This is a genomic window from Halorubrum saccharovorum DSM 1137 (assembly GCF_000337915.1).
Lineage (GTDB): Archaea > Halobacteriota > Halobacteria > Halobacteriales > Haloferacaceae > Halorubrum > Halorubrum saccharovorum.
In genome coordinates this window covers 1-23,619 of record NZ_AOJE01000064.1, presented here as the reverse complement: position 1 = coordinate 23,619, position 23,619 = coordinate 1, and the positions used below count along the sequence as shown (strand labels likewise).

Below are 23,619 nucleotides of genomic sequence, written 5' to 3'. Positions count from 1 at the left end.
GCTTGCGTCGCCGGGCTTCGTCCTCGCGGCTGCCCCTTTGAGTCCCACCCGACCGCAACCGCACCGCCGGAAGACGTTCCTGCTCGCTTCGCTGCGCGGGCTGCGACTTCCGTGCTTCCGCTCACTCCGCTCGCGGGACCGCAGCCTCACACCTCCCCAGCCTCGCCGCTCGCTCCCTCCGGTCGCTCGCGGCGTCCCTCGCGCGTGCTCCTCGTGGCCTATCGGCCACTCGGAGGCACGCGCCACCGCATCGCATTTATAAATTGTCGCCGCGCACTACTCGCTCGCGCCGTCGCGCTCGACGGCCATCCCGAGGTCGGCCATCGCGTCGAAGAAGTTCGGGAACGAGACGTCGACGTGCTCGCCGCCCCGAATCGTCGTGGTGCCGTCGGCGACCAAGGCGGCCACCGCCAGCGACATCACGATCCGGTGGTCCGCGCGCCCGTCCACGTCGGCGCCCCGGAGGTCGCTCTCGGAGCCGTGGATCGTGAGCACGTCCCGTTCCTCGGTCGCCTCGGCGCCCATCGCCTCCAGTTCCTCGGCCATCGCCGCGACGCGGTCGGTCTCCTTGTACCGGACGTGCTCGCAGTTCGTGATCCGGGTGTCGCCGTCGGCGACCGCGCCGAGCGCGGCGATGGTGGGGAGGAGGTCGGGCGTGTCGCCCACGTCGACCTCGACGCCCGAGAGGTCGGAGCGCCGGATAGTGATGACGCCCGCCTCGCGGTCCCACTCGACGTCGGCGCCCATGTGCTCGGCGATCTCGACGATCGCGGAGTCGCCCTGCGCGCTCGGCACGGCGCCCTCGATCCGGACCGCTTCGCCCTGCTCGGCGGCGACCGCGCCGGCGGCGACCAGATACGAGATGGAAGAGAAGTCGCCGGGGACGGTGTAGCTCCCGCCGGCCGGCGCGTACGACTGCCCGCCGTCGACGACGAAGCCGGCGGCGCCGGCGGCGCCGTCGAGCGCGTCGCCGCCGTCGTCGACGGGCGTGGCCTCGATCCCGAAGTCGGCGAGCAGTTCGAGCGTGATGTCGACGTACGGGGCCGATTTGAGGGGCGTCGTCAGCTCGATCTCGACGCCCTCGTCGGTGACCGCGCCGGCCATCAGCAGGGCGGTGACGTACTGCGAGGAGACGTCGCCGGGGATCGCGACCTCGCCGCCCGCGAGCGGGCCGCTCACGACGAGGGGCGCCTGCCCGTTCCCGCGGGTCGACTCCGCGCGCACGCCGAGATCGCCGAGCGCCTCCAGGAGCGGCCCCTGCGGACGCGAGCGGAGGGACCCGTCCCCCGTCAGCACCGTGGTCCCGTCCGCGAGCGCGGCCGCGGCGGTGACGAGCCGCATCGTCGTCCCGGAGTTCGCGCAGTCGATCACGTCGTCGGGGACGGCGGGTCGGCCTCCGAACCCGTCGACGGCGAGCGCGTCGGCCTCGTCGATGTCCGCTCCGGACTCGGGGCCCGGCTCGACCGCGCCGCCGAAGGCGGTCACGGCTCGGGCGGTCGCCTTCGTGTCGGCCGAGACGAGCGGGGAGCGCACGGTCGCGCCGTCGCTGTACCCCGCGGCCAGCAGCGCGCGGTGGGTGTAGCTCTTCGAGGGCGGCGCGCGGGTCGTCCCCCGCACGGTCGAGGTGGTGACGTGAACGTCCATACGTCCCCTGCCGCCCGCGGCGACAAGTGGGTACCGGCCGCGGCACGATTCTGCGGGCGGATTCCGCGGTTCGGTTCGGCGGCTCAGGTCGGCTTCTCCGACGCTCGTCGGAGCCCGCCGGCGCACCCTTTATACCATCGGGAGCGCTACCGTCGCGTATGCCCCAGTGTGAGATGTGTGGCGCCGACGAGGCCTCGCTGACGACGACGAAGGTCGAAGGCGCCGAGCTGGAGCTGTGTAGCTCGTGTACGGACTTCGGAACCGAGGTCCGCGACGAGTCCACCGGCTCCGGCGGCAGCAAGTACTCCACGAGTTCGAGCACCGGGAAGTCGTCCGGGTCCTCATCCGGGTCCTCGGGCGGGTCGTCCGGCTCGTCCGGGTCCTCGGGCGGGTCGACGCGCCCGCGCGACATGTTCGACGACATGGACGAGATCGCCACCGACTACGACGAGCAGATCCGGAACGCCCGCGAGTCCCGCGAGCTCAGCCAGGAGGAGCTGGCCGACCAGCTCAACGAGAAGGCGAGCCTCATCCGCAAGCTGGAGCGCGGCGACACGCTCCCGACCGACGACATCCAGCGGAAGCTGGAGAGCGCGCTCGACATCTCGCTCGTCGAGGGCGAGTCCGTCGACGACGCCGACTGGGACAGCGGCGACGCCGGGACGATGACGCTCGGCGACGTGGTCAAGCGGAAGGACTGACCGCCGGAATTCGCCCCGAGATCGCTCCCGTTCTCTCGCCGTTACCGCCGTCCGACCCGCCCCCACATCCCGACGAGCAGAACTGCGAGCAACCCGAACGCGACGAGCGAGAGGTTCGGGATGGTGAGTCCGAGCGCCGGGCTCTGCCACTGAACGGCCGCACACGGGCCGCCGATCGCGCACTCCGTCATCGTCGCTTGGAGGTACGAGTGGTAGGCGGCGAGGCTTCCTCCGAAGGCCACGAGCGGCAGCGCGGTTCGGAGAACCGCCGCCCGCCCCTCGACGGCGGCGACGCCGAGCACCACGACGAGCGGGTACATGAGGATCCGCTGGTACCAACACAGATCGCAGGGCGTGAGCCCGACCCCGAGGCTGAACCAGAGGCTCCCAGCGGTCGCGACCGTCGCGACGACCGTCGCAACTGACAGCCAGAGGGTCGACTCCGGGAGTCGTCCAGTCACACTGTGGCTCCGCCGTCGTCAGTCTGTTCCGATCCCCCGTACCGTTCCGTCAGGTAGTCGATGATGTAGCCGACCGTCTCGGGGTCGTAGCTCCAAAATCCGTAGAACTCGCCCGGGGCGCGCTCCTCGGCGAGCAACGCGCACTTCGCGTCGTCGTACCCGCCGCCGTCGTACGCGACGAACCACGTCTCCCGGATCTCGGCAGTCTCGCCGACGTGAACGGCGTAGTGTTCCACGTCGGGCGCCTCGCCCTCGTCCGCGGCGTAGGCGTGGACGTCGAGGCGCTCCTTCTCGCCGAGCAGGTCGTAGGTGTCCGCCTCGCCGGTGAGCACGTCGAGCGTCTGGAAGCCGGCGTGGAGCTCCCCGTCGCCGACCCGCCACGCGCGGTCCTCGATCTCGCGGGAGGCGGCCACCATGTCCGCGCGCGAGTAGGAGGTGAACATCGTCTCATCGAGGTGGTCCAACACCGGCTCCCCGACGCGCCTGTCGCTCCGGTCCCCGCCTCCCGGTTCGCCTTCTTCCGGTCCCCCGTCTCCCGGCTCTCCGTCTCGCGGTTTCCCACCTCCCGACCCTCCGTCTCGCGGTTTCCCGTCATCGCCCGGCCGTGGCAACAGCTCGTCGACGGTCGCGGCGGTGACGAACTCCCCGTCACGCGCGAGCACGGCGAACGCCTCCGGTCCGGAGGCGGTCTGGTCTTCGACGATCCGAACGTTGCGGTCGGCGAAGTGCTCTCGGAGCGCCTCGGTGACCGCCGGGTCGGCGTTGAACACGGTCAGCGTGGCCTCGTGAGCTTCCACGCCCGCGATGAGCTCGATGAGAGACATCCCTTGTCGGACCCACAGTAGCGGGGTATAAGGTCGTTTCTGCTCTCGGGGTCACGGCGGGCCCCGGTCTCGGGGTCGGAGAGGGAGCGTCGCCGGAGTATGAAGCTATTTGCACCGCGGCACCCGAGTGCGAGTATGTTCATCCTGGTGAACCTCAAGGCGTACCCGTGTGACCCGATCGAAGTCGCGACCGCCGCCCGCGACGTGGCCGAGGCGTCGGGCGCCCGGATCGCGGTCTCGCCGCAGGCCGCCGACATCGCCCGCGTCGCCGACACCGGCGTCGAGACGTGGGGGCAGCACGTCTCGCCGAACGCCCACGGCTCTCACACCGGGTCGACGCTCGCCGAGGCCGTCGCGGACAACGGCGCCGAGGGGACCCTTATCAATCACTCCGAGAACCGCCTGAAGCTCGCCGACATCGACGGCTCCGTCCGCGCCGCCGAGCGCGCCGACCTGGAGACGATCGTCTGCGCGAACAATCCCGCACAGGTCGGCGCCGCCGCCGCGCTCGGCCCCGACGCGGTCGCGGTCGAGCCGCCGGAGCTGATCGGCGGTGACGTCTCCGTCGCCACCGCGGACCCCGGGATCGTCGAGGACGCGGTCGCGGCCGCCGAGGCCGTCGACCCCGCGGTCGACGTGTTCTGCGGTGCGGGCGTCTCGACCGGCGAGGACGTGTCGACCGCCGGCGACCTCGGGGCGTCCGGCGTCCTGCTGGCCTCCGGCGTCGCGAAGGCCGACGACCCGGAGGCGGTGCTCGAAGACCTCGTCAGCGGGATCTGAGGGGCGCCCCCGGCTTCCGAGGGGTTCCCGCGGACCGCCGCGACGGAAGCGGGCTGCTGCGCTTGCGGATCGGTATAAAGACATCGGTGAGACGCGTTCACACGATCGCGAAAATCGCAAGACTGCGAGGGTATCGGCTGTCGGCCGAGATCGCGCCGTCTAGTAACCTTTAACCGACACAAGCCGCTAACTTTGGCTAAGATGGCGAGCAACAAGATCCTCGGTATCGACCTCGGTACCACCAACTCCGCGTTCGCGGTGATGGAAGGCGACGAGCCCGAGATCATCGCCAACGCGGAAGGCGACCGAACCACCCCGTCGGTCGTCGCCTTCGCCGACGACGACGAGCGGCTCGTCGGCAAACCGGCGAAGAACCAGGCCGTCCAGAACCCCGACCGCACGATCCAGTCGATCAAGCGGCACATGGGCGAGGACGGCTACACCGTCGAGATCGGCGACGAGGAGTACACGCCCGAGCAGGTCTCGGCGATGATCCTCCAGAAGATCAAGCGCGACGCCGAGGAGTACCTCGGCGACGACGTGGAGAAGGCGGTCATCACGGTCCCCGCCTACTTCAACGACAAGCAGCGCCAGGCGACGAAAGACGCCGGCGAGATCGCCGGCTTCGAGGTCGAGCGCATCGTCAACGAGCCGACCGCGGCCTCCATGGCGTACGGCCTCGACGACGAGTCCGACCAGACCGTCCTCGTGTACGACCTCGGGGGCGGCACGTTCGACGTGTCGGTCCTCGATCTGGGCGGCGGCGTCTACGAGGTCGTCGCCACGAACGGGGACAACGACCTCGGCGGCGACGACTGGGACGAGGCGCTCATCGACCACCTCGCCGACGAGTTCCAGAACGACCACGGGATCGACCTCCGCGAGGACCGGCAGGCGCTCCAGCGGCTGAAAGACGCCGCCGAGGAGGCGAAGATCGAGCTGTCGAGCAAGAAGGAGACCACCGTCAACCTCCCCTTCATCACCGCGACCGACAGCGGCCCGGTCCACCTCGAACAGTCCGTCACCCGCGCGACGTTCGAGAACCTCACATCGGACCTTATCGAGCGCACCGTCGATCCGACCGAGCAGGCGCTCTCCGACGCCGACTACGCCAAGTCTGACATCGACGAGGTCATCCTCGTCGGCGGCTCGACCCGGATGCCACAGGTCCAGGAGAAGGTCGAGGAGCTCGTCGGCCAGGAGCCGAAGAAGAACGTCAACCCCGACGAGGCCGTCGCGCTCGGCGCGGCAGTTCAGGGCGGCGTGCTCTCCGGCGACGTCGACGACATCGTCCTGCTGGACGTGACCCCGCTCTCGCTCGGGATCGAGGTGAAGGGCGGACTCTTCGAGCGGCTCATCGAGAAGAACACCACGATTCCGACCGAGGAGTCGAAAGTGTTCACCACGGCCGCGGACAACCAGACCTCCGTCAACGTCCGCGTCTTCCAGGGCGAACGCGAGATCGCCGAGGAGAACGAGCTGCTCGGCGCGTTCCAGCTCTCCGGCATCCCGCCGGCGCCCGCCGGAACCCCCCAGATCGAGGTCTCCTTCAACATCGACGAGAACGGCATCGTCAACGTCGAGGCCGAGGACCAGGGCTCGGGCAACGCCGAGTCGATCACCATCGAGGGCGGCGTCGGCCTCTCCGACGAGGAGATCGAGGAGATGCAAGAGGAAGCCGAGAAGCACAAGGAAGAGGACGAGGCACGGCGCGAGCGGATCGAGGCCCGCAACGAGGCCGAGACGACGATCCAGCGCGCGGAGACCCTCTTAGAGGAGAACGAGGAGGAGCTCGACGACGACGAGCTCGTCGCCGACATCGAGGCGGCCATCGAGGACGTCGAGGAGGTACTCGAAGACGAGGACGCCGACACCGACGAGATCGAGTCCGCCACCGAGGCCCTCACCGAGGAGCTGCAGGAGATCGGCAAGCAGATGTACGAGGGACAGGCCGCGCAGGCCGGGCCGGGCGGCGCGGGCGGTGCCGCCGGCGCCGGTCCCGGCGGGATGGGCGGCATGGGCGGCGCCGCTGGCCCCGGCGGTGCGAGCCCCGGAGGCGCGGGCGGTGCAGGCGCCGACGGCGACGACGGGGAGTACGTCGACGCCGACTTCGAGGATGTAGACGACGACAGCGACGACGAGTAGCGACGAAGTAGCGCCGACGCCGTCCGGTTCCCGGCGTCTCTCGGACGCGCCGCTTAACACGACGCAGCCACGAACGACACATCAACGAACGTAACGCATGAGCGAGAACTTCTACGACGTCCTCGGGGTATCGCGGGACGCCAGCGAGGAGGAGATCAAGAAGGCGTACCGCAAGCAGGCCGCCGAACACCACCCCGACGTCAGCGACGACGACGACGCCGAGGAGCGGTTCAAGAAGATCCAGAAGGCCAAGGAGGTGCTCACCGACGAGCAGAAGCGCCAGCAGTACGACCAGATGGGTCACGACCGCTTCACCGAGGCCGACAAGCGGGGCGCGACCGGCGGGGGCGGTCCCGGCGGTGCGGGCGGCCCCTTCGGCGGCGCAGGTGGCGCTGGCGGCGCCGGCGGATTCGAGGACATCTTCAATCAGTTCTTCGGCGGTGGCGGCGGCCGCGGCCGCGGCGGTGGCGGCGGCAACCGACCGCGACAGGGACAGGACCTCCGCACCGGGCTCACGATCGACTTGGAGGAGGCCTTCGAGGGCGCGACCAAAGAGGTCACGCTCACGCGACCGGCGAAGTGCGACACCTGCGACGGCGCGGGCCACCCGCCCGACGCCGACGTGGAGACCTGTCCGCAGTGTAACGGCCGCGGGCAGGTCCAGCAGGTCCAGCAGACGCCGCTCGGTCGCGTCCAGCAGACCTCGACCTGTCCCCGGTGTGGGGGCGAGGGCGAGCTGTACAGCGAGGACTGCGCCGACTGCGGCGGCGACGGCGTCGTCCGCGAGGAGGCGACGCTCTCGGTCGAGATCCCGGCCGGGATCCGCTCGGGACAGAGCCTCCGGATGGAGCGCGAGGGCGCGCCGGGCGAGAACGGCGGCCCCAACGGCGACCTCCTGATCGAGGTCGACGTGGACGTCGGCGACCGGTTCGAGCGCGACGGCGACGACCTCCGGGTGAACGAGGCGGTCTCGTTCCCGCAGGCCGTCTTCGGCGACACCATCGAAGTCGAGACCGTCGACGGCAGCGTGGAGATGGACGTGCCCGCCGGAACCCAGAGCGGCGAGACGTTCCGTCTCAAGGGGAAGGGGATGCCCCGTCTGCGCCGGCGCGGGCGCGGCGACCTCTACGTGCAGGTCGGTGTCGTCGTTCCCGACTCTCTCAACGACGAGCAGCGCGAGGCGCTGGAGGCGTTCGCCGAGGCCGGCGGCGAGGATATCGACGTCGGCGGGGGCTTCTTCGAGAAGCTGAAGAGTTCGTTTTAGAAGTCTCCGCCGCCGAGTCCGCCTTCACCAACCCGTACTTTTTCCGCGGTTCGGTCCCTCCTTCCGGCATGGGCTACGACGCGACCGCCTACGACGACGTCGAACCGCTATCCCCGGGAATGTACTTCCTCCGCGACGCCCTCGACTGCGAGGAGCTCGGAGTCACGGTCGTCGAGGCCGACGCCGGCTGGGAGGGGATGGAACACGACCACGCCGAGGACGGTCAAGAAGAGGTGTACGTGCTGCTCCACGGCGAGGCGACGCTCACCGTCGACGGAGAGCCCGTCGATCTCGGGCCCGGCGACGCGGTCCGGGTCGACGCCGACTCCACGCGCGATCTGGCGTTCTCCGCGGACGGCTCGAAGATGGTCATCGCCGGCGCGCCCTGAACGGAGACCGCTTCCTTACTCTCGGCTCGCGGCTCCCGAGAACGCCTCCGCGTTTTTAAGTCTCGTCCGCCCCGAGCCACGCGTATGGACGTCGTCGGCGACTTGCTCGATCGCGATCGGCGGAGCCGCGAGGTCGCGCTCGTCACGGCCGACGGGCGCGAGCGCACGTATCGGGACCTGATCACCAACGCGTACAAGGCCGCCAACGTGTTGCGCTACCTCGGCGCCCGCGAGGGATCGACCGTCGCCGTCGAGCCGACGCCGGGGTTTCACACGACGCTCGCCTTCCTCGGCGCCGCGGGGCTGGGGGCTCCGGTCCGGTTCGACCCCGCGACGGGGATCGAACGGGGCGATCGTGTGGTCCTCGTCGCCGTCGCGGACGAGTCGACGACGGAGCCGGCGCCCGGAACCAGTCTCGCCGCCTTCGGCGGTCCGCCGGACCGCCCCGAGACGACCCACTGGGAGCAGGAGCTGTGGAGCGAGAACCCCGCGATGCCGCCGAGCGGGGTCGCCCCCGACGACCCGGTCGTCCGGGCCGCAGACGGTGACGTAACCCACCGAGACCTCCTCGCGGCGGCCGCCTCGGTCGTCGATCGACACGGGATCGACGCCGAGACGCGGGTCGTCCTCCGGAGCGACCTCGCGGACCCGCGAGTGCTTGCCGCCGGCGTGGTCGCGCCGCTCTCCGTCGGAGGAACGGTCGTGCTTGCGGACCGGAGTTCCGGTCGCGAGGACGGCGAGTCCCGCGGCGATCTGGTGGTGATCGACGACGAGGCCGAGACCGCCGGGGCGAAACGGGCGACGCTACCGGTGTTCGAGAACGGTTGAGGTCGAGGCGATCAGTCGTCAGCCGGGGAGAACTCGGACCAGCGAGGTTGCCAGGTGAAGTTCGGCTCGGCGAGCCCCCGATAGACGCCGTCGATGAGACCTCGCTTACTGATCGCCGCCGCCAGCGCCTGGCGGAACGGAACCAGTCGGAAGGGGTTCCCCGGGCCGGCGCTCCAGCCGTTCGCGCGCTGGTTCACGGAGAGAACCGTGTTGTACGGCGTGGGAACCCGCCGGACCGCCACGTTCTCGTCCTCGTCGTACGACCCGTACCGATCCGACGGGATCGCCACCGAGTCGGCTTCGCCGGCCTTAAGCGCACCGAGACGGGACGCCTGCTTCGGAACGACGCTGATCGACGCCTCCTCGAAGAGCGGCCCCTCCGAGAACAGGTCGGGGCCCTCGTCGATGTCGCGGAGGTAGTACTCGTCGTTGCGGACGTACTCGGTGCCCGAGCCGCGGTTCCACTCCGTGAGCTCGAACGCACCGAGGTTGCCGGTGAACCGGAGTTCGAGCAGCTCCTCGTCCCGTTTGAGCCCTTCCACGTCCTCCGCTCGAACGTACGGCTCGACGAGGTCGCGGGGGATCGGGTACAGGAGCGGGTCGCGCGTCCGGGGCCACAGCAGGTTCGAAGACTCCAGCGTCGCCTCGAACTGGAACTCGCCCGTCTGTTCGACTTCGACGCCGTCCCAGCCGCCCGACGCGGCGGTGGGCGCCCAGTCGGCCTGGTGAATCTCTCGGACGAGGTAGACGAAGTCTCCGGCTGTGACCTGACCGTACGGCTCGCTGAACCGGAGGTTCTCCCGCACGTCGAACGTCCACGTCTCGCCCTCTTCGGTGGACATGTCGTACAGCAGCGGGAAGTACTCCCGGTTCTCGTCGAACGTGTACCCCCGATCGAGCGCGCGGCCGATCGCGATGCCGGCGCCGTTTTCGGCGTTGAACAGCGGGTTCAAGGTGGCGAACCGCTCAGGGGTGACGGTGTCGTACGACCCGCTGACGGTCGGTTCGCCCTCGTGCCACGCGGGCAGGTCCCACCCGTTCGAGAAGTCCTCGATCGGCCCTTCGAGGTCGGGGTTATAGCCGACGAGGCCGTCGCTGAACAACAGGGTGACGTACGGCTGCTCGCGGGCGATATTCTCGAATATCTCGACGAACGCCTCCCGGAGTTCGTCTCGATCGGACGCCCGCCGAGCCTCCTCGAACAGCCCCTGCGCGTCGAACTGCGGGTAGTAGCCGACCGGGTTGTAGTGCGAGTCGGCGCCGTCGAAAAACATCTCGTTCGCCAGGGGATTGTGGGGATGTGCGTTCAGTCCGAACACGACCGACATGTCCCACGGCTCCGTGCTGGTGACGGAGCGCGGCCCGGGGTTCTGCGGGGTGGGGTTCGCCCACTCGACCTCCTCGCCGTTCACGGTGTCGGCGCCACCGGTCGGCTCGGCGGTCCAGTACTCGTTGTTGAACCGCGTGCCGTCGACGGCCTCGGCCGCGACGTCGATACCGAGGTTGTCGCCGAGCTCCTCGGAGACGAACTCGGCGGTGAGCCGCGAGGGCTCGCGTTCCGCGCGGTAGTAGATGTCAAGCGTGACCTGCTCGCCCTCCGGAGTGACGAGGTCCCCGCCGGCGAAGCCGTAATCGTACTCGGACCGCTCGAACGCCCGCCGGGCGAGGTCTCGGGCGAGCTCCTCGCCGTACAGGTCGTCGACGCCGAACCGCGGGAAGGTACCGGCGTCCACGGCGACCGCATCGGTGCCCCCGGCACCTCCGGCGCTTTCGGCATCCTCGGCGCTTCCGGTTCTCCCGGTGTTCCCGTTGTCGTCCCGATCCGAACAGCCGGCGAGCGTCGCAACGCCGACGGCGCCGAGCGTGGAGAGCCACTGCCGCCGATCGATGTGGTTCTCGCTGTCACTTCCACTGTGACGATGCTGCAGTCTCACGTTCTGATCCAATAAGAAGGCATACAAAAACACCTAGATCGATGTCGGACCGCGCCACGAGGCGAACGGATCCCAAAACCCCTAACCCATCGGATCGAACGGAGCGTATGACCGAAATTCACCCCGACCAGCGCGTCGCGGTGCTCGCCGACTCGCAAAACCTGTATCACTCCGCCCAGAGCGTGTACTCTCGGAACATCGACTATTCGGGACTGTTGGAGGAGGCGGTTAACGACCGATCGCTCGTTCGGGCCATCGCGTACGTGATCCGGGCGGAGTCCCCCGAAGAGGAGAGCTTCTTCGAGGCGTTACGCGACATCGGCTTCGAAACGAAGATCAAGGAGATCAAGACGTTCGCCGACGGCTCGAAGAAGGCCGACTGGGATCTCGGAATGAGCCTCGACGCCGTCTCGCTCGCGAGCCACGTCGACACGGTCGTCCTCTGTACCGGCGACGGCGACTTCGCCCGGCTCTGCTCGCACCTCCGTCACGAGGGAGTCCGCGTCGAGGCGATGGGATTCGGCAACTCCGCCGCCGACGAGCTGATCGAGGCCGCCGACGACTTCGTCGACCTCGCGGAGAAAGAGGAGACGTTCCTGCTGTAGCGGGCCGGACCTCGACGTGTCTCGCAGGGCGTCTCCCGACTCCTACGGCTCCGCAAGCAGCGTCGACACCGCGCGCTCGACCGCCTCCGCGGCCGCCTCGACCTCCCGAGTCCGGACGTACTCCCGCTCGGCGTGCGCCACCGCTCCGGCGTCGTCCGCGAGGTCGCCGGGGCCGAACACGACCGTCGGCGCGGGCGCGAAGTACGACGCCTCCGTCGCCGCACCGAAGGGCCTGACCGCGCCGCCGCGGTCCGTCGGAAGGCCGATCGACTCGTCGGCGGCCCGGGCCGCGCTCGCGACCGCGTTCACGAGTTCGTGGTCCGGATCCGTCGAGAACGCCTCGAAGAACGGCGACTCGCGGTCCGTCAGCGCGACCTCGACGCCGATATCGTCCGGGGTCTCCCCGTCGACCGCCTCCGCGAGCGACGACCGGAACCCCTCCGCCGTCTCCGGCGGGACGCTCCGGCGGTCGACGGTGATCTCGCAGTCCGCGGGCACCTGATTCGTCGCGCCGCCGCCCTGGATGACGGTCGGCGTGAGCTTCGGCGCGCCGAGCTGGGGGTGTTCGTCGGCGCCGTCGTCGAAGGTCCGGACCGCCGCGAGCGCGCCCTCGGCGGCCGCGACCGCGTTCGCCCCCGCGAACTCCGCGGCGTGGGCCGCGGTCCCCGACAGCTCGACGGTCCCCTGAAACCGCCCCTTCGCGGCGGTGCAGGCGTCGAGACCGGTCGGTTCGCCGACCAGGAACAGGTCGCCGTCGAGCCGGTCTTCGGTCTCGGGCGAGCGACCGGTCAGCGCCGCCGCGCCGAGCGACAGCGACTCCTCGTCCGGGGTGAGCGCCAGCGTGAGTCGCCCGCGCTCCGGTTCGGCGGCGAGGAACCCGGCGAGCAGGGCGGCGAGCGGTCCCTTCGCGTCGCAGGCGCCGCGGCCGCGGATCACGTCTCCCGATCCGTCGGTCGCCGCCGTCGAACCGCCGCGCTCGTCTTCGGTCGCCTCGCCGCGCTCGAACGGGACGTGCGGCGTCACCGTGTCGAGGTGGGTGTTCAACACGAGGTGCGGCCCCTCATCCGGTGCGTCCGAGCGCTTCTCGGCGAGCACGCAGCCGCCGGCGACGACCTCGTGTTCGACTCCGAACCGATCGAGCGTCTCGACGACGAACGCGCGCATCTCGTCGATCGACTCGTGGGAGGGGGTTCGAACCGCCTGCGCCAGGAATGAGACCGGATCGAAGGCCGTCTCGCTCATCGCGGGTCGGCGGGGAGCGTCCCCCCGTACTCGCGGGCGACGGGGCCTGTCAGGGTCGCGTGGCCCCGGTCCGGAACCGAAATTTCGAGATCGCCGCCCGGTGGTCGACTGACCGCCGAGTCGCCGTCGATCAGGTCGAGCCGGCGCGCGGCCGCGACGACCGCGACCGCGCCGGTACCGCAGGAGCGGGTCTCGCCCTCGACACCGCGCTCGAAGGTGCGCTGGTCGATGACGGCGGGGCCGTCACCGGACCCGTCGTCGACGACGGCGGCGAGGTTCACGTTCGCGCCCTCGGGGAAGACCTCGGCGTGGCGCACCGGCGGCGCGACCGCGTCGAGGTCGACCGCGCCGATCCCGTCGGGGTCGTCGCGGCCGCCGTCGACGAACGCCACCGCGTGCGGGACGCCGGTGTTGACGGCGGTGACCGTGAGCCCCTCGACCGGTTCGTCGATGAGGGGCTCGTCTCGCGCGAGAGGGACCCAGCGGGGGTCGAACGTCGGCTCGCCCATCTCGATGGTGGCCGCTGTCGCGTCCGCGTTCACGGAGGCCCGCCGGGTGCCGGCCTGCGTGTCGATCATGAACTCGCGGTCGCCGGTCCGGTCGTGGGCCCATCGGGCGACGACGCGCGCACCGTTGCCGCACATCGTCGCCGTGGATCCGTCCGGCTGGACGAGCGTCATCACGACGCGGGTGGGGTCGAACCGCTCCTCGACGCTGAGAAAGAGGACGCCGTCGGCGCCGCGCCGCCCGGGGTTCCCGTCGGCGCCGCTCGCAGCGGCCGCGTCGAACGTCTCCCCGTCGACGCCCGTCTCGCGGTCGCAGTGGGCGCGCGCGAAGGCCGCGCGGTCGCCGACGGCCTCGGCGTCCGCGTCGACGACGATGAAGTCGTTGCCCGTACCGTGGTACTTCTCGAACGGGACGGCGTAGGCGCTCATCGGCCCGCCTCCGTTCGGTCAGTTCGGTTCGCGTCCCGCTCGACCGTCGTCAGGTCGCCGAGCGTCTCTCGGCGGCGGACGACTGCCACGGTCCCGTCGTCGAGCGCGACCTCCGCCGGTCGCGGTCGTGAGTTGTATTGGTTCGCCATCTCGTATCCGTACGCGCCCGCGATCCCGACGGCGAGGAGGTCCCCGCGAGCCGGGTCGGCGAGCGATCGGTCTGTACAGAGTGTATCGCCCGTCTCACAGATAGGTCCGGCGACCGTGACAGGGGTTGCCGACCGGTCGACGGGGGCGGGAGCGTCGCTCCCGTCGCTCTCTCGTCCGCCACCGAGGTTCCGGATCGGGTGGTAGGCGTCGTACATCGCCGGGCGCAGCAGGTCGGTCATCCCGGCGTCGACGCCGACGACGCGCTCGTCCGGCGTCGGCTTCACCGTGTTGACGCGCGTCAGGAGAACGCCCGCGTCGGCGACGACGTACCGCCCGGGCTCGATCGCGAGGTCGACGCCCGCGGGGAGCGGCGCGACCGCCTCGCGCGTCGCTGCGGCGACCGCCGGCAGGTCGAGCGCCGGCGCGTCCTCCTCGTAGGGGACGCCGAAGCCGCCCCCGACGTCGACGTACTCGAGATCGATGGGGGAGCCGTCAGCGTCCTCCGGCTCCGCCAGCTCCCGCGCGAGCTCGCCCATCCGCGCCACCAGTTCGCGGTGGCTGTCGAGCTGGTCAGAGTCGATTCCGGACCCGGCGTGGGCGTGGATCCCGACCACGTCGAACCGCTCGGCCGCGTCCCGCGTCGCCTCCGCGGCCCGGTCGGAGGGGATCCCGAACTTCGCGGCGCCGCCGGTCCGGACCTTCTCGTGGTGGCCCGCGCCGACGCCGGGGTTCACTCGGACGCAGACCCTCCCGTCGTAGCCGCGCTCGGCGAGGCGGTCGAGAGTGTCGACCGCGCCGACGGTGACCGTGAGGTCCGGCTCCGCCTCGGCGACGCCGACGACGTAGTCGAGGTCGCGGGCGGGCGGGTTGACCGCGGTGTAGTGGAGGCGGTCGCCGCCGAAGCCGGCCGCGAGCGCGCGGTCGACCTCGCCCGCCGAGGCGCACTCGGCGTCGAGGCCCGCCTCGCGGACCGTCTCCAGCACGGCCCGGCCGGTGTGCGCCTTCACCGCGTACCGCACGTCGGCGTCCGGGAAGGCGTCGCGCAGGCGCTCGCAGTTCTCGCCCACGCGGTCGAGGTCCTGCACGTAGAGGGGCGTGTCGTGCTCGTCCGCGAGGCCGGCGAGGCGCTCGGCGCTCCAGTCGCTCACGCGCCGGGCGGGTGGATTTTCCGGGCCGTCCGGTGCGTCCGCGTCGCCGTCGCTCATTCGCGGAGGGCGTCCTCGCGCCGCGTCGCCTCCAGCGTCTCCTCCTCGACGTGGGTCGCGACGACCGCGGGCTTGTACGCGCCGCCCTCGAACAGGTCGTGGTCGCCGACCGATGACTCCACCATCCGGGTGAACGCGCGGCGCTCGGCGGGGAGGTGGCCGTAGATCACGTCTTCCTCGACGAGGTCGTAGACGGGGATGCGGGGCGTGAGGAGCGTGTTCTCGCCGACGATCGAGTTCTCGCCGACGCGGAAGCCGGAGGTGACCCGACAGCCCGCGCCGAGCGAGACGCCGTCCTCGATAATGACGGGCGCGTCCTCGACCGGTTCGAGGACGCCGCCGATCAGCGTGTTGGCGCCGAGCTTGACGTTCTCGCCGAGCTGGGCGCAGGAGCCGACCGTGTCACACGAGTCGACGAGGGTTCCGTCGCCGACGTACGCGCCCATGTTGACGAACGAGGGGCTCATCATGATACAGTCGCTACCGAGGTAGGCCCCCCGGCGGATCGCCGTCCCGTCCGGCGTGTTCCGGGTGCCGCGCTCGCCGAGGTCGTCGGTGTCGCGCAGCGGGAGCACGTCGTGGTAGGTCACGCCGCCGTACTCGCGCGCCTCGGTCTCGCGCAGGCCGAAGTTGAGCAGGATGCCCCGCTTGACCCACTCGTTGGCCTCCCACGAGGTCACGTCGTCGCCGGTCTTCTCGGCGGCGCGGACCTCGCCGGCCTCCAGCGCGGCGAGGAACTCGTCGATCACGGCCGCGTCCTCGTCGGTCGCGTCGGCGGCGGTCAGCCCCTCCTGATAGCGGTTCCACAGATCGGATACGTCGGCTTCGAGCGTCATTGAATGGTGTATGGATGAGTGTCGGTATTTATTCGTCGATGTGTGTATGTCTGGAAGTTATTGTCCAGCGTCTCCGCCGTCCGCGTCCAGCACGTCGCCGAACCCGTACCAGCCGGGGTCGCGGTCGGCGAGCCAGTCGGCGGCGTCGAGCGCGCCCTCGGCGAACACGCCGCGGTCGCCGGCGCGGTGCGTGAGTTCGATCGACTCGCGGTTGCCGGCGAACAGCACCTCGTGCTCGCCGGTCACGTCGCCCGCGCGCCGGGCGTGGACGCCGATCTCGCCGGCCTCGCGCGGCGCGTCGCCCTCGCGGCCGTGGACGCGCTCGTCGAGGTCGTCGCGGACCGACTCCACGTCGCCGAGAATCGACTTCGCGGTGCCCGAGGGGGCGTCCCGCTTGGCGTTGTGGTGCGTCTCGGTCAGCTCCACGTCGTAGCCGGGGAGCGCGGCGGCGGCCTCCCGGACCGCGCGGCGGAGCGCGGCGACGCCGCGCGCGAAGTTCGACGCCTTGAGCACGGGAACCGCCTCGCTCGCGGCCCGGAGGCCGGCGAGCTGCGCGTCCGCGAAGCCGGTCGTCCCGGTGACCATCGGCACGCCGGCGTCGGCGCAGGCCTCGGCGTACGCGACCGCCGATTCGGGGCCGGTGAAGTCGACGAGCGCGTCCGGCTCCGCGGCGGCGAGCAGCTCGTCGAGTCGGTCGGCACCCTCGACCGCGACGCCCGCCACCGGGTCGGTCGGGGTGCGGTTGACCGCGACGGCGACGGCGACGCCCTCGCGGTCGGCGGCCGCCTCGATCACCTCTCGCCCCATCCGGCCGCCGGCGCCGGTGACGGCGAGCCGGAGGTCGGCGTCGCCGCCGCTCATTCGGCGTCCCCCGCCGCGGGCTCGACGGCCTCGGGATCGACGGTGCCGGGAGCCGCCTCGTCGTACTCGGCGAGCAGCTCGCGCAGTGTCTCACGGCGCTCTCCGGAGAGCCGCGAGAGCGGCGACCGGACCAGGGGCCCGCCCCGGCCCCGGACGTGCATCGCCTCCTTCACCGGGATCGGGTTCGTCTCGGCGAACAGCTCGCGGACGAGCGGCGAGAGCTCGTGGTGGAGCGCGCGGGCGCGGTCGTAATCGCCCGAGAGCGCGGCGCCGACCATCGCACAGGAGCGCTCGGGCTCGACGTTGGCGACGACGCTGATCGTTCCGGTACCGCCTATCGAGAGCACGGGAAGGGTGAGTCCGTCGTCGCCGGAGAGCACCGCGAACTCCTCGTCTCGGGTGCGTTCGATCACCTCGCTGATGAGGTTCAGGTCGCCCGAGGCGGCCTTGTACCCCTGGATGTTCGGGTGCTCGGCGAGTTCGACGCTCACGTCGACGGAGATCGACTGACCCGTCCGGCCCGGGACGTTGTAGACGATCTGCGGGAGGTCGACCTCGTCGGCGATGGTGCGGTAGTGCTCCAGGAAGCCGGCGGGCTCGGGCTTGTTGTAGTACGGGGAGATGAGGAGGAGCCCGTCGGCGCCCGCGTCGGCGGCGCGCCGGGACAGCGAGAGCGCCTCGGCGGTGTTGTTCGAGCCGGTGCCGGCGATCACCGGCACGTCCTCGACGGCGTCGCGGACGGTCTCGATCACGTCGACGTGCTCGTCGTGGGTCATCGTCGCCGACTCGCCGGTAGAGCCGACGGGGACGACCCCGTCGACGCCGGCGCGTTCGAGGTAGCGGGCGTTATCGGCGAGCTGCTCGTGATCGACCTCGTTGTCGTCCGTGAACGGGGTCGTCATCGCCGGGTAGACGCCCTCGAAGGGCTCGTCGGTCGCGTCTCTGTCCGTCTCGTCCTGCGTCGCGTAGGGTGTCGTCGTCGTGGTGTCTGTCATGGGCGGGTGTCTCCGTGTCCGGTCGGTGTCTGCAGTCGGTCGAGGGACGGTGCGCGCGGGTCGGGGGTCGTCCGGGACGGGGTCGCCACTCCCGCCGGCGGACGAGTCACGCGCGTTTTTTCGAGAAGAGCCGCGTCGCTGTCGGCGTCGGCGAGCCGCGGTAGGACGCGGGTCGGGTCACATCAGGGTATGCGCCTTTGGCTCGCTTATAGATTGCGCCTCGGGTCGAAACTGCCGAGCGGAGCGGTCGCGCGTCCCGACGCCGAACGCGGCTCCGCGCCCTCCCCGTCAATCACGAACATCCTTTTACCTACTCGTCGCGTTTCCACCGATCTCATGACCGACCCCGCCGACACCGACCCTACTGACCCCGACGCCGACATCGACGCCGACCCGGACGCCGACCGCCACGAGTATCACTCCGACCGCGAGCACGCGTTCCCCGACGAACGGCTCAACGAGATGCTGGACCGGATCGAGTCGGATCCGGAGATCACGGCGTACCTGGAGGCGCAGAACGTCAACCCGGTCGACCGGAAGGGGTACAACGACCACGGCGCGAAACACGTCGAGATCGTCAGGGACCGCGCGCTCCGGCTGTACGATCTACTGAAGGCCGGCGGCGTCGAGTTCAACGGGGCCCGCCAGCAGGGGCTCGACGAGGCCGACGAGCCGGTGATCATCGCGCTCGCGGCCACGCTCCACGACATCGGTCACGTCGTCCACCGCCACGACCACCCGTACTACTCGATCCCGCTCGCGGCCGACTTCCTCGACGACTTCCTCCCCTCCTTCTACGGCGTCCCCGAGCGGGTCCGGATCAAGGCCGAGGTGCTCCACGCCATCCTCTGTCACCACACCGAGGAGCAGCCGCTGACCCGCGAGGCCGGCGTCGTCCGGATCGCCGACGGACTCGACATGGAGCGCGGGCGCTCCCGGGTCCCCTACGAGGAGGGCGGGCGCGGGATCAACACCGTCTCCTCGCAGGCGATCGAGCGCGTCTCGCTGCGCGAGGGGGAAGAGACCCCGGCGCAGGTCGTGATACGGATGAACAACGCGGCGGGAGTGTACCAGGTCGACTCCCTGCTCAAGGCGAAGATCGAGGGGTCGCTGCTGGAAGACCAGATCCGGACGGTCGCGATCAACACCCACCGCGACGGCGACGGCAACGGGTCGATCGTCGACCGGATCGAACTGTAGCTACGGCCCCCGAAGCGTCTCCCCCGCCCCGTTCCGGTTCGCGGCGCGGTCGCCGACCGCCGTCGCCGAGACGCTCGTCGTCTCGATCAGGTCGGTCGCGGTCAGCCCGCCGTCGAGCTGGCCCCCCTCGCGGCTCCCGCCTCCGAGAAGCGGCGCGAACGGGAAGCCGTTCCGCGCCGATCCCGCCGCCGCGGTGCCAGCCTGGTTGACGACGAGTCGGCCGGGAGCGAGCCGCTCCGCGGCCCGGGTGACGCGTCCCTGTCGAGTGGTGTGGACCGCGGCGGCGTGCGGCCCGCCCAGGTCGGCCGCCAGCCGAAGCGCGGCGCCGAACCCCTCGCGGGCGTGGACCGCGACCGCCGGAATTCCCGAGAGCGTCGCGAGCGGGTCGTCACGGACGGCTTCGACCTTCCCGCGCTCCCTCCCCTCGCACAGGCCCCCCCCGTCGACGATCAGAAACGCCGCCGTCCGTGCCGCCGGGGGGAGGTCGAGCGCCGACGCGAACCACCGCGGAGAGTTACCGATCGGGGACGACCGCGCCGCCTCGGGGTCCGTGCCGCCCGCCCGCTGGCCTTCCGGACCGCCGCCCGTCAGCAGGTCGCGAAGCCGCTCGCGCTCGTCGGCGTCGAGGACGTACCCCCCCTCGTCTTCGAGCGCCGCGATCAGCGGCTCCGTCGTCCCCTCGGCGGTGACCGCGGCGGCGTCGGCGGCGGGATGAGCGCCGAAGTCGTACGTCGCGCCGACCGCGACGCGCGTCGCCACCGCCGCGGGCGACGCCGACCCGTCGGAGACGGAGACGAGGCCGTCGGCGCCGGCACATGCGTTCGGCGTCCCGCAGCGCTGTCCGGCCGCGACGGTGGTCCCGGATCCGGACGCGACGACGTAGTCGGCGCGCTCGAACAGCGAGTCGGTCCCGGGCTTCGACGGCGGCGCGGGGACCATCGAGACGGCGCCGGTCGGGGCCCCCGCCGCCCCGAGCGCCCGTCGGAGCTCCTCGACGACCATGTCGCAGGTCTCGACCGCCGACGGCGACGGCGAGAGGACGACCGCGTTCCGCCCGGCCAGCGCGTACAGCGATACGACCGCGGGGACGACCACCGGGTGCGTCGCCGGGACCGCGACGCCGACGACGCCGACCGGCCGGGCGACGGTGAGCCCGCCACGCGGGCCGTCCCGGTCGATCACGCCCGCGGTCGCGGTCTCGCGGGCGTGCGCTCGCGCCCCCTCGACTGCGGTCGCGATCTTCTCCCCCTTCGTCCCCGGGTGGCCGCGTCCCGTCTCGTTGGCGGCCGCCAGCGCCAGGCGACTGATCGCCTCCGGGTCGCTCAGTCGCTCGCCGATCGCCTCGACGATCCGACCCGTCGCCGCGGCGTCGCGCTCGGCGAGTCGCGCCCCGGCGGATCGGGCGTCCGCGACCGCCGCCGCCGCCCTGTCTGTCCCGTCCGTGTCCGCGGTCGCTCCCCCGTTCATACGCGGCTCTCGGTCGGCCGCCCGCATATTCTCATCCGGTGACCCACTGTGTCACCCCGCGACGGAATGTGTGATCGAGGAAACAGTTATTCGGGTGGACCGAGTCGGGGGTGACGAATGGAGGCGCCGTCAGGACTCGTCGAGGTGGTCGAGCGCCGGCTCGACTTCCTCGAACGCCTCGTCGAGGGGGCGCTCCGGAAACACGAGCTGGTCGACGACCTCGGCCACTCCCGCTCGACGGTCAACCGCGCGATCGACGAGCTGGAGGCCGCCGGGCTCGTCGCCGGCGAGACCGACGGCTACCGAACGACCCTGACCGGACGCCTGCTCGCGCAGAGCTACCGGCGGTTCCTGACGGTCGCCGCGGACGTCGACGCCGCAAGCGAGACGCTCGCTCCGCTCGGTCCCGATATCTCGCTCTCCCCGGTCGCGCTGCGGGACGCCGAGACCTACCGCGCCGCGGCGCCGGACCCGTACCGTCCCTTGGAGCGGCTCGACGCGGTGCTCGCAGACGCCGACGACATCGCCGCCGCGCTCCCCGCGCTCCCGTATCCCCGACTGCTCGACCGGTGCCGACGCACCGCCGCCGACGGGGGAAGCGTCGACCTCGCGGTGACCGACCGCACGTACCGGCACGGGCGCGAGCGCTACGCCGGCACGCTGAGGGGGCTCGCCGCCGGCGACGGCGCCGCGGTGTGTGTCGTCGACGGGATCGACGTCGGCTGTCTCGTCGCCGACGGGACCGCGGCCCTCGTCGTGTTCGACGACGACGGCGGCGTTCACGGCGTGGCCGAATCGACCGATGCCGAGGCGGTCGCGTGGGCCCGCGACCGCGTTCGCGCCCTCTGCGAGGCGGGCCACGACGCGACGGACGAGCTTGCCGCGCTCCGGGACGCTCGGGCCGGACCGGACGACGGAGCCGGCGGAGGGGAGCGAACCCCCGAGTCCGGTGGGAGCGCAGACCCCTCGGCCGCCGAGGGAGCCCCCGGCCGGAGTGACGGGACAGCCGGGGAGGCCGGGTCCGGCCGGTTCGACGCGTTTGTCGCCCCGTTCCGACGCAACGACCCGTTCCTGGATCCGCTCTCCGCGCAGGGGCTCGTCGCGCTCACCGACGGGCTGCTCGACCGCGACGCGGACCCGGTCGGTCCGCTCCGCGCGACGCCGTCGTTCGCGGAGGTCGACGAGGGGTTCGTGCTTGACCGGACCGCGGCCTGCGACGGCTCGCGGCGGTCGATCGCCGACCGGTTGGTGGAGGGGCTAGACGCGGGCGACGATCACGCGCTGGTCGGCCCGGCGGGGAGCGGGAAAAGCACCGTCTGCCGGCTCGCCGCCGTGCGGTGGCACCGATCGGGACGCGGACCGGTGCTGTACCGCGCCGGCGACGAGGGAGAGCCGTTCTCGGCGACAGACAGGCTCCGCGAGCGCGCGGTCGGAGCCGAGGGACACGCGCTCGTCGTCGTCGAGGACGCCGTCGACTCCGACGCGTCCGACGCGGTCGGCGTCGCCCGCGAACTGGCCGACCGGGACGACGTCTCCTTTCTGTTCGACGCGCGCGAAGAGCGGTACGACGACCCCGACTCGCTCCCGCTGCGCCCGAGCAACCTCGAGTACCGGCGGCGGATCGAGACCGTCCGGATGCCGCGGCTCGACGAGCGCGAGGCCGAGCGGCTCGCGAAACACGTCGGCGATCTCACCGGCACCCGACCGGTCGCCGATCCGGGCGCGATGCTCGATGCGGTGCGTCGGCCGGAGGGCGACCGTCCCGGGGAGTTGCTGTGCCTCGTCCACCACCTCGTGCGAACGTGCGGCCTGTTCGACGACTCCGCCTCGCTCGACGGAACCCGGGGCGGAAGTCCGGGAGAGCCGCACGAGACGGGGCTGGAGTCGTCCGTCTCGGCGGCGGTCGGCGACCTGACCGAGCGGCCGCCGCCGACCGCGGACGTCGCGGTGCTCGTGAACCTCCTCAACGTGGCGGGGATCCGCGACGTGCGGGAGTTCGCGTACGCGCTCGTCGGTGACGAGACGTCGCCGGGCGCGGTTCGGCGGGCCCTCGATCGGCTGTCGGGCACCGTCCTCGTCCCGACGCCGAGCGATCCGGACCGCACGGCCCACCAGGAGTGGTCGGTGTTGTTCTTAGAGCTGCTCCTCGAACGGGAGCCGGAGCCGGTCGTCGCCAGGCGAGTCGGACGGGCGGCGACGCGGGTGCTCGCGCTCGCCGACGAGCCCGCCAGGCGGTCCCGGATCCGGCGCGCGCTGGACGGCGACACGCCGGCGATGGACCGGATCGAGCGCGACCCCGAGGGGTGGGCGGCCGAGGCCGTGCGGGCGCTCTACGGGGTCGGGCGGCGCTACCCGCGGCTCGCGGGGCTGTACGGCCGGGTCCGCTACTCGTGGATCGACCTCCCGAACGCCTGTGCGTCCGATCTCGGCGATCGGCCGCCCGAGTGGGTCGCGCGCATGTACGTCGACGCCGGCGACCTCGACGGAGCGACCGCCGCGCTCGACGCGTGGCGGCCGGCGAAAAAGGCCGACGAGGCCGAGCGCCAGCGGGGATACGGCGACGTGGCGCGTCGCCGCGGCGAATACGACGCCGCGCGCGACCGGTATGACCGCGCCGCGGCGCTGTTCTCGGCGGCCGAGGACCGGCAGGGGCTCGCGGCCGCTGTCCGGGGACGGGCGCAGGCGGCCCACTTCGCGGGCGACTACGAGGCCGCTTACGAGGCGGCCTCGCGGGCGTACGCGATCGCGGCCGAGGTCGGCGACCCGATCGCGATCGCGAAGAGCCTCATGGACGCGGGGAACGCGCTCGACGCGCTCGACGGCACCGGTGCGGTCATCGACCACTACCGCGTCGCCCGCGGGCTGTTCAGGGCGTACGACGACACCCACGGCGAGGCGAACGTCAGGACCAACCTCGCGGTCGCCCGGCGTCGGCGCGGCGAGCTGGCGGTCGCGAAGCGGGAGGCACAGCGCGCGCTGGACGGGTACCGGACCGTGGGCGACGAGCACCGCGAGGCGGTCGTCCTGTTGAACCTCGGCGAGATCGCCGAGCAGCGCGGCGAGGTCGGCGAGGCCGCGGCGCACGCGCGAGAGGCGCGGGCGATCGCGGACCGGATCGGCTCCGACCTGTACCGCGCGTTCGCGGTGAGCCAC

At 71.5% G+C, this 23,619-nt stretch carries 20 protein-coding genes; 9 read left to right on the top strand and 11 right to left on the bottom strand.

The window, feature by feature from the left end; all coding sequences use genetic code 11:
- Positions 1–276: 276 nt before the first annotated feature.
- Complete coding sequence (gene aroA, locus C471_RS13090) at positions 277–1,644, bottom strand: 3-phosphoshikimate 1-carboxyvinyltransferase (RefSeq protein ID WP_004049775.1); 1,368 nt, start codon at positions 1,642–1,644, stop codon at positions 277–279.
- A gap of 158 nt (positions 1,645–1,802) precedes the next feature.
- Here aroA and C471_RS13085 point away from each other — a divergent pair, with 158 nt between their 5' ends.
- The gene (locus C471_RS13085; RefSeq protein WP_004049773.1) at positions 1,803–2,345 is read left to right on the top strand and encodes a multiprotein bridging factor aMBF1; all 543 of its coding nucleotides are present in this window, start codon (positions 1,803–1,805) and stop codon (positions 2,343–2,345) included.
- 41 nt (positions 2,346–2,386) lie between these two features.
- Here the strand turns inward: C471_RS13085 and C471_RS13080 are convergent, their stop codons facing one another.
- Both C471_RS13080 and C471_RS13075 read right to left on the bottom strand, forming a co-directional pair.
- Entirely contained in the window at positions 2,387–2,806 is a 420-nt protein-coding gene (locus C471_RS13080) for a disulfide bond formation protein B (RefSeq protein WP_004049765.1), read from the bottom strand.
- Positions 2,803–3,630: a DICT sensory domain-containing protein gene (locus tag C471_RS13075; protein ID WP_004049763.1), complete on the bottom strand. Its 828-nt coding sequence runs from the start codon at positions 3,628–3,630 to the stop codon at positions 2,803–2,805. The genes C471_RS13080 and C471_RS13075 overlap by 4 nt, the downstream gene beginning before the upstream one ends.
- A 135-nt stretch (positions 3,631–3,765) precedes the next feature.
- On the opposite strand from C471_RS13075, the gene tpiA reads away from it, so the two are divergent.
- From tpiA to C471_RS13050, 5 genes are all read left to right on the top strand, one after another.
- Complete coding sequence (gene tpiA / locus C471_RS13070; protein WP_004049761.1) at positions 3,766–4,410, top strand: triose-phosphate isomerase; 645 nt, start codon at positions 3,766–3,768, stop codon at positions 4,408–4,410.
- Between the two features lie 201 nt (positions 4,411–4,611).
- The gene (dnaK, locus tag C471_RS13065) at positions 4,612–6,555 is read left to right on the top strand and encodes a molecular chaperone DnaK (protein ID WP_004049759.1); all 1,944 of its coding nucleotides are present in this window, start codon (positions 4,612–4,614) and stop codon (positions 6,553–6,555) included.
- 97 nt (positions 6,556–6,652) lie between these two features.
- Positions 6,653–7,819, top strand: a complete 1,167-nt coding sequence (gene dnaJ / locus C471_RS13060) for a molecular chaperone DnaJ (protein WP_004049757.1) — start codon at positions 6,653–6,655, stop codon at positions 7,817–7,819.
- 68 nt (positions 7,820–7,887) lie between these two features.
- On the top strand, positions 7,888–8,208 hold the full coding sequence (locus C471_RS13055; protein ID WP_004049755.1) for a cupin domain-containing protein: 321 nt from the start codon (positions 7,888–7,890) through the stop codon (positions 8,206–8,208).
- 84 nt (positions 8,209–8,292) lie between these two features.
- Entirely contained in the window at positions 8,293–9,036 is a 744-nt protein-coding gene (locus C471_RS13050) for an AMP-binding protein (protein WP_004049753.1), read from the top strand.
- A gap of 11 nt (positions 9,037–9,047) precedes the next feature.
- Here C471_RS13050 and C471_RS13045 read toward each other — a convergent pair whose 3' ends face one another.
- Positions 9,048–10,970 carry an ABC transporter substrate-binding protein gene (locus C471_RS13045; protein WP_004049750.1) on the bottom strand — a complete coding sequence of 641 codons (1,923 nt, stop codon included), beginning with the start codon at positions 10,968–10,970 and terminating at the stop codon, positions 9,048–9,050.
- Between the two features lie 107 nt (positions 10,971–11,077).
- On the opposite strand from C471_RS13045, the gene C471_RS13040 reads away from it, so the two are divergent.
- Complete coding sequence (locus C471_RS13040) at positions 11,078–11,575, top strand: LabA-like NYN domain-containing protein (RefSeq protein ID WP_004049748.1); 498 nt, start codon at positions 11,078–11,080, stop codon at positions 11,573–11,575.
- Between the two features lie 42 nt (positions 11,576–11,617).
- Here the strand turns inward: C471_RS13040 and C471_RS13035 are convergent, their stop codons facing one another.
- Genes C471_RS13035 through dapA form a run of 6 tightly spaced genes read right to left on the bottom strand, consistent with a single transcriptional unit; the run spans position 11,618 to position 17,799 of the window.
- Positions 11,618–12,817, bottom strand: coding sequence for a M20/M25/M40 family metallo-hydrolase (locus tag C471_RS13035; RefSeq protein ID WP_004049747.1), 1,200 nt, complete (start codon positions 12,815–12,817; stop codon positions 11,618–11,620).
- A complete protein-coding gene (dapF, locus tag C471_RS13030; RefSeq protein ID WP_004049745.1) occupies positions 12,814–13,752 on the bottom strand; it encodes a diaminopimelate epimerase in 939 nt (312 codons plus the stop codon). The genes C471_RS13035 and dapF overlap by 4 nt, the downstream gene beginning before the upstream one ends.
- Complete coding sequence (gene lysA, locus C471_RS13025) at positions 13,749–15,107, bottom strand: diaminopimelate decarboxylase (RefSeq protein ID WP_004049743.1); 1,359 nt, start codon at positions 15,105–15,107, stop codon at positions 13,749–13,751. The genes dapF and lysA overlap by 4 nt, the downstream gene beginning before the upstream one ends.
- Entirely contained in the window at positions 15,104–15,943 is an 840-nt protein-coding gene (locus C471_RS13020) for a 2,3,4,5-tetrahydropyridine-2,6-dicarboxylate N-succinyltransferase (protein ID WP_004049740.1), read from the bottom strand. The genes lysA and C471_RS13020 overlap by 4 nt, the downstream gene beginning before the upstream one ends.
- A 57-nt stretch (positions 15,944–16,000) precedes the next feature.
- Positions 16,001–16,804: a 4-hydroxy-tetrahydrodipicolinate reductase gene (gene dapB, locus C471_RS13015; protein WP_004049738.1), complete on the bottom strand. Its 804-nt coding sequence runs from the start codon at positions 16,802–16,804 to the stop codon at positions 16,001–16,003.
- On the bottom strand, positions 16,801–17,799 hold the full coding sequence (dapA, locus tag C471_RS13010; protein WP_004049736.1) for a 4-hydroxy-tetrahydrodipicolinate synthase: 999 nt from the start codon (positions 17,797–17,799) through the stop codon (positions 16,801–16,803). Before dapA ends, dapB begins: the two co-directional genes overlap by 4 nt.
- A gap of 336 nt (positions 17,800–18,135) precedes the next feature.
- Between dapA and C471_RS13005 the strand changes: the two genes are divergently transcribed.
- Positions 18,136–18,999, top strand: a complete 864-nt coding sequence (locus C471_RS13005) for an HD domain-containing protein (RefSeq protein ID WP_004049733.1) — start codon at positions 18,136–18,138, stop codon at positions 18,997–18,999.
- Here the strand turns inward: C471_RS13005 and C471_RS13000 are convergent, their stop codons facing one another.
- The gene (locus C471_RS13000; protein WP_004049731.1) at positions 19,000–20,466 is read right to left on the bottom strand and encodes an aldehyde dehydrogenase family protein; all 1,467 of its coding nucleotides are present in this window, start codon (positions 20,464–20,466) and stop codon (positions 19,000–19,002) included.
- A 117-nt stretch (positions 20,467–20,583) separates the two neighbouring features.
- Between C471_RS13000 and C471_RS12995 the strand changes: the two genes are divergently transcribed.
- On the top strand, positions 20,584–23,619 hold a 3,036-nt coding region (locus C471_RS12995), incomplete at its 3' end, for a transcriptional regulator FilR1 domain-containing protein (RefSeq protein ID WP_004049729.1).

Bases quoted from the DNA above. Each gene is read 5' to 3' on its own strand.
- aroA (WP_004049775.1), bottom strand. From the start codon at position 1,644: ATGGACGTTCACGTCACCACCTCGACCGTGCGGGGGACGACCCGCGCG.
- C471_RS13000 (WP_004049731.1), bottom strand. From the start codon at position 20,466: ATGAACGGGGGAGCGACCGCGGACACGGACGGGACAGACAGGGCGGCG.
- dnaJ (WP_004049757.1), top strand. From the start codon at position 6,653: ATGAGCGAGAACTTCTACGACGTCCTCGGGGTATCGCGGGACGCCAGC.
- C471_RS13085 (WP_004049773.1), top strand. From the start codon at position 1,803: ATGCCCCAGTGTGAGATGTGTGGCGCCGACGAGGCCTCGCTGACGACG.
- C471_RS13035 (WP_004049747.1), bottom strand. From the start codon at position 12,817: ATGAGCGAGACGGCCTTCGATCCGGTCTCATTCCTGGCGCAGGCGGTT.
- lysA (WP_004049743.1), bottom strand. From the start codon at position 15,107: ATGAGCGACGGCGACGCGGACGCACCGGACGGCCCGGAAAATCCACCC.
- dnaK (WP_004049759.1), top strand. From the start codon at position 4,612: ATGGCGAGCAACAAGATCCTCGGTATCGACCTCGGTACCACCAACTCC.
- dapA (WP_004049736.1), bottom strand. From the start codon at position 17,799: ATGACAGACACCACGACGACGACACCCTACGCGACGCAGGACGAGACG.
- C471_RS13020 (WP_004049740.1), bottom strand. From the start codon at position 15,943: ATGACGCTCGAAGCCGACGTATCCGATCTGTGGAACCGCTATCAGGAG.
- dapB (WP_004049738.1), bottom strand. From the start codon at position 16,804: ATGAGCGGCGGCGACGCCGACCTCCGGCTCGCCGTCACCGGCGCCGGC.
- C471_RS13055 (WP_004049755.1), top strand. From the start codon at position 7,888: ATGGGCTACGACGCGACCGCCTACGACGACGTCGAACCGCTATCCCCG.
- C471_RS13050 (WP_004049753.1), top strand. From the start codon at position 8,293: ATGGACGTCGTCGGCGACTTGCTCGATCGCGATCGGCGGAGCCGCGAG.
- C471_RS13075 (WP_004049763.1), bottom strand. From the start codon at position 3,630: ATGTCTCTCATCGAGCTCATCGCGGGCGTGGAAGCTCACGAGGCCACG.
- tpiA (WP_004049761.1), top strand. From the start codon at position 3,766: ATGTTCATCCTGGTGAACCTCAAGGCGTACCCGTGTGACCCGATCGAA.
- dapF (WP_004049745.1), bottom strand. From the start codon at position 13,752: ATGAGCGCCTACGCCGTCCCGTTCGAGAAGTACCACGGTACGGGCAAC.
- C471_RS13005 (WP_004049733.1), top strand. From the start codon at position 18,136: ATGACCGACCCCGCCGACACCGACCCTACTGACCCCGACGCCGACATC.
- C471_RS13040 (WP_004049748.1), top strand. From the start codon at position 11,078: ATGACCGAAATTCACCCCGACCAGCGCGTCGCGGTGCTCGCCGACTCG.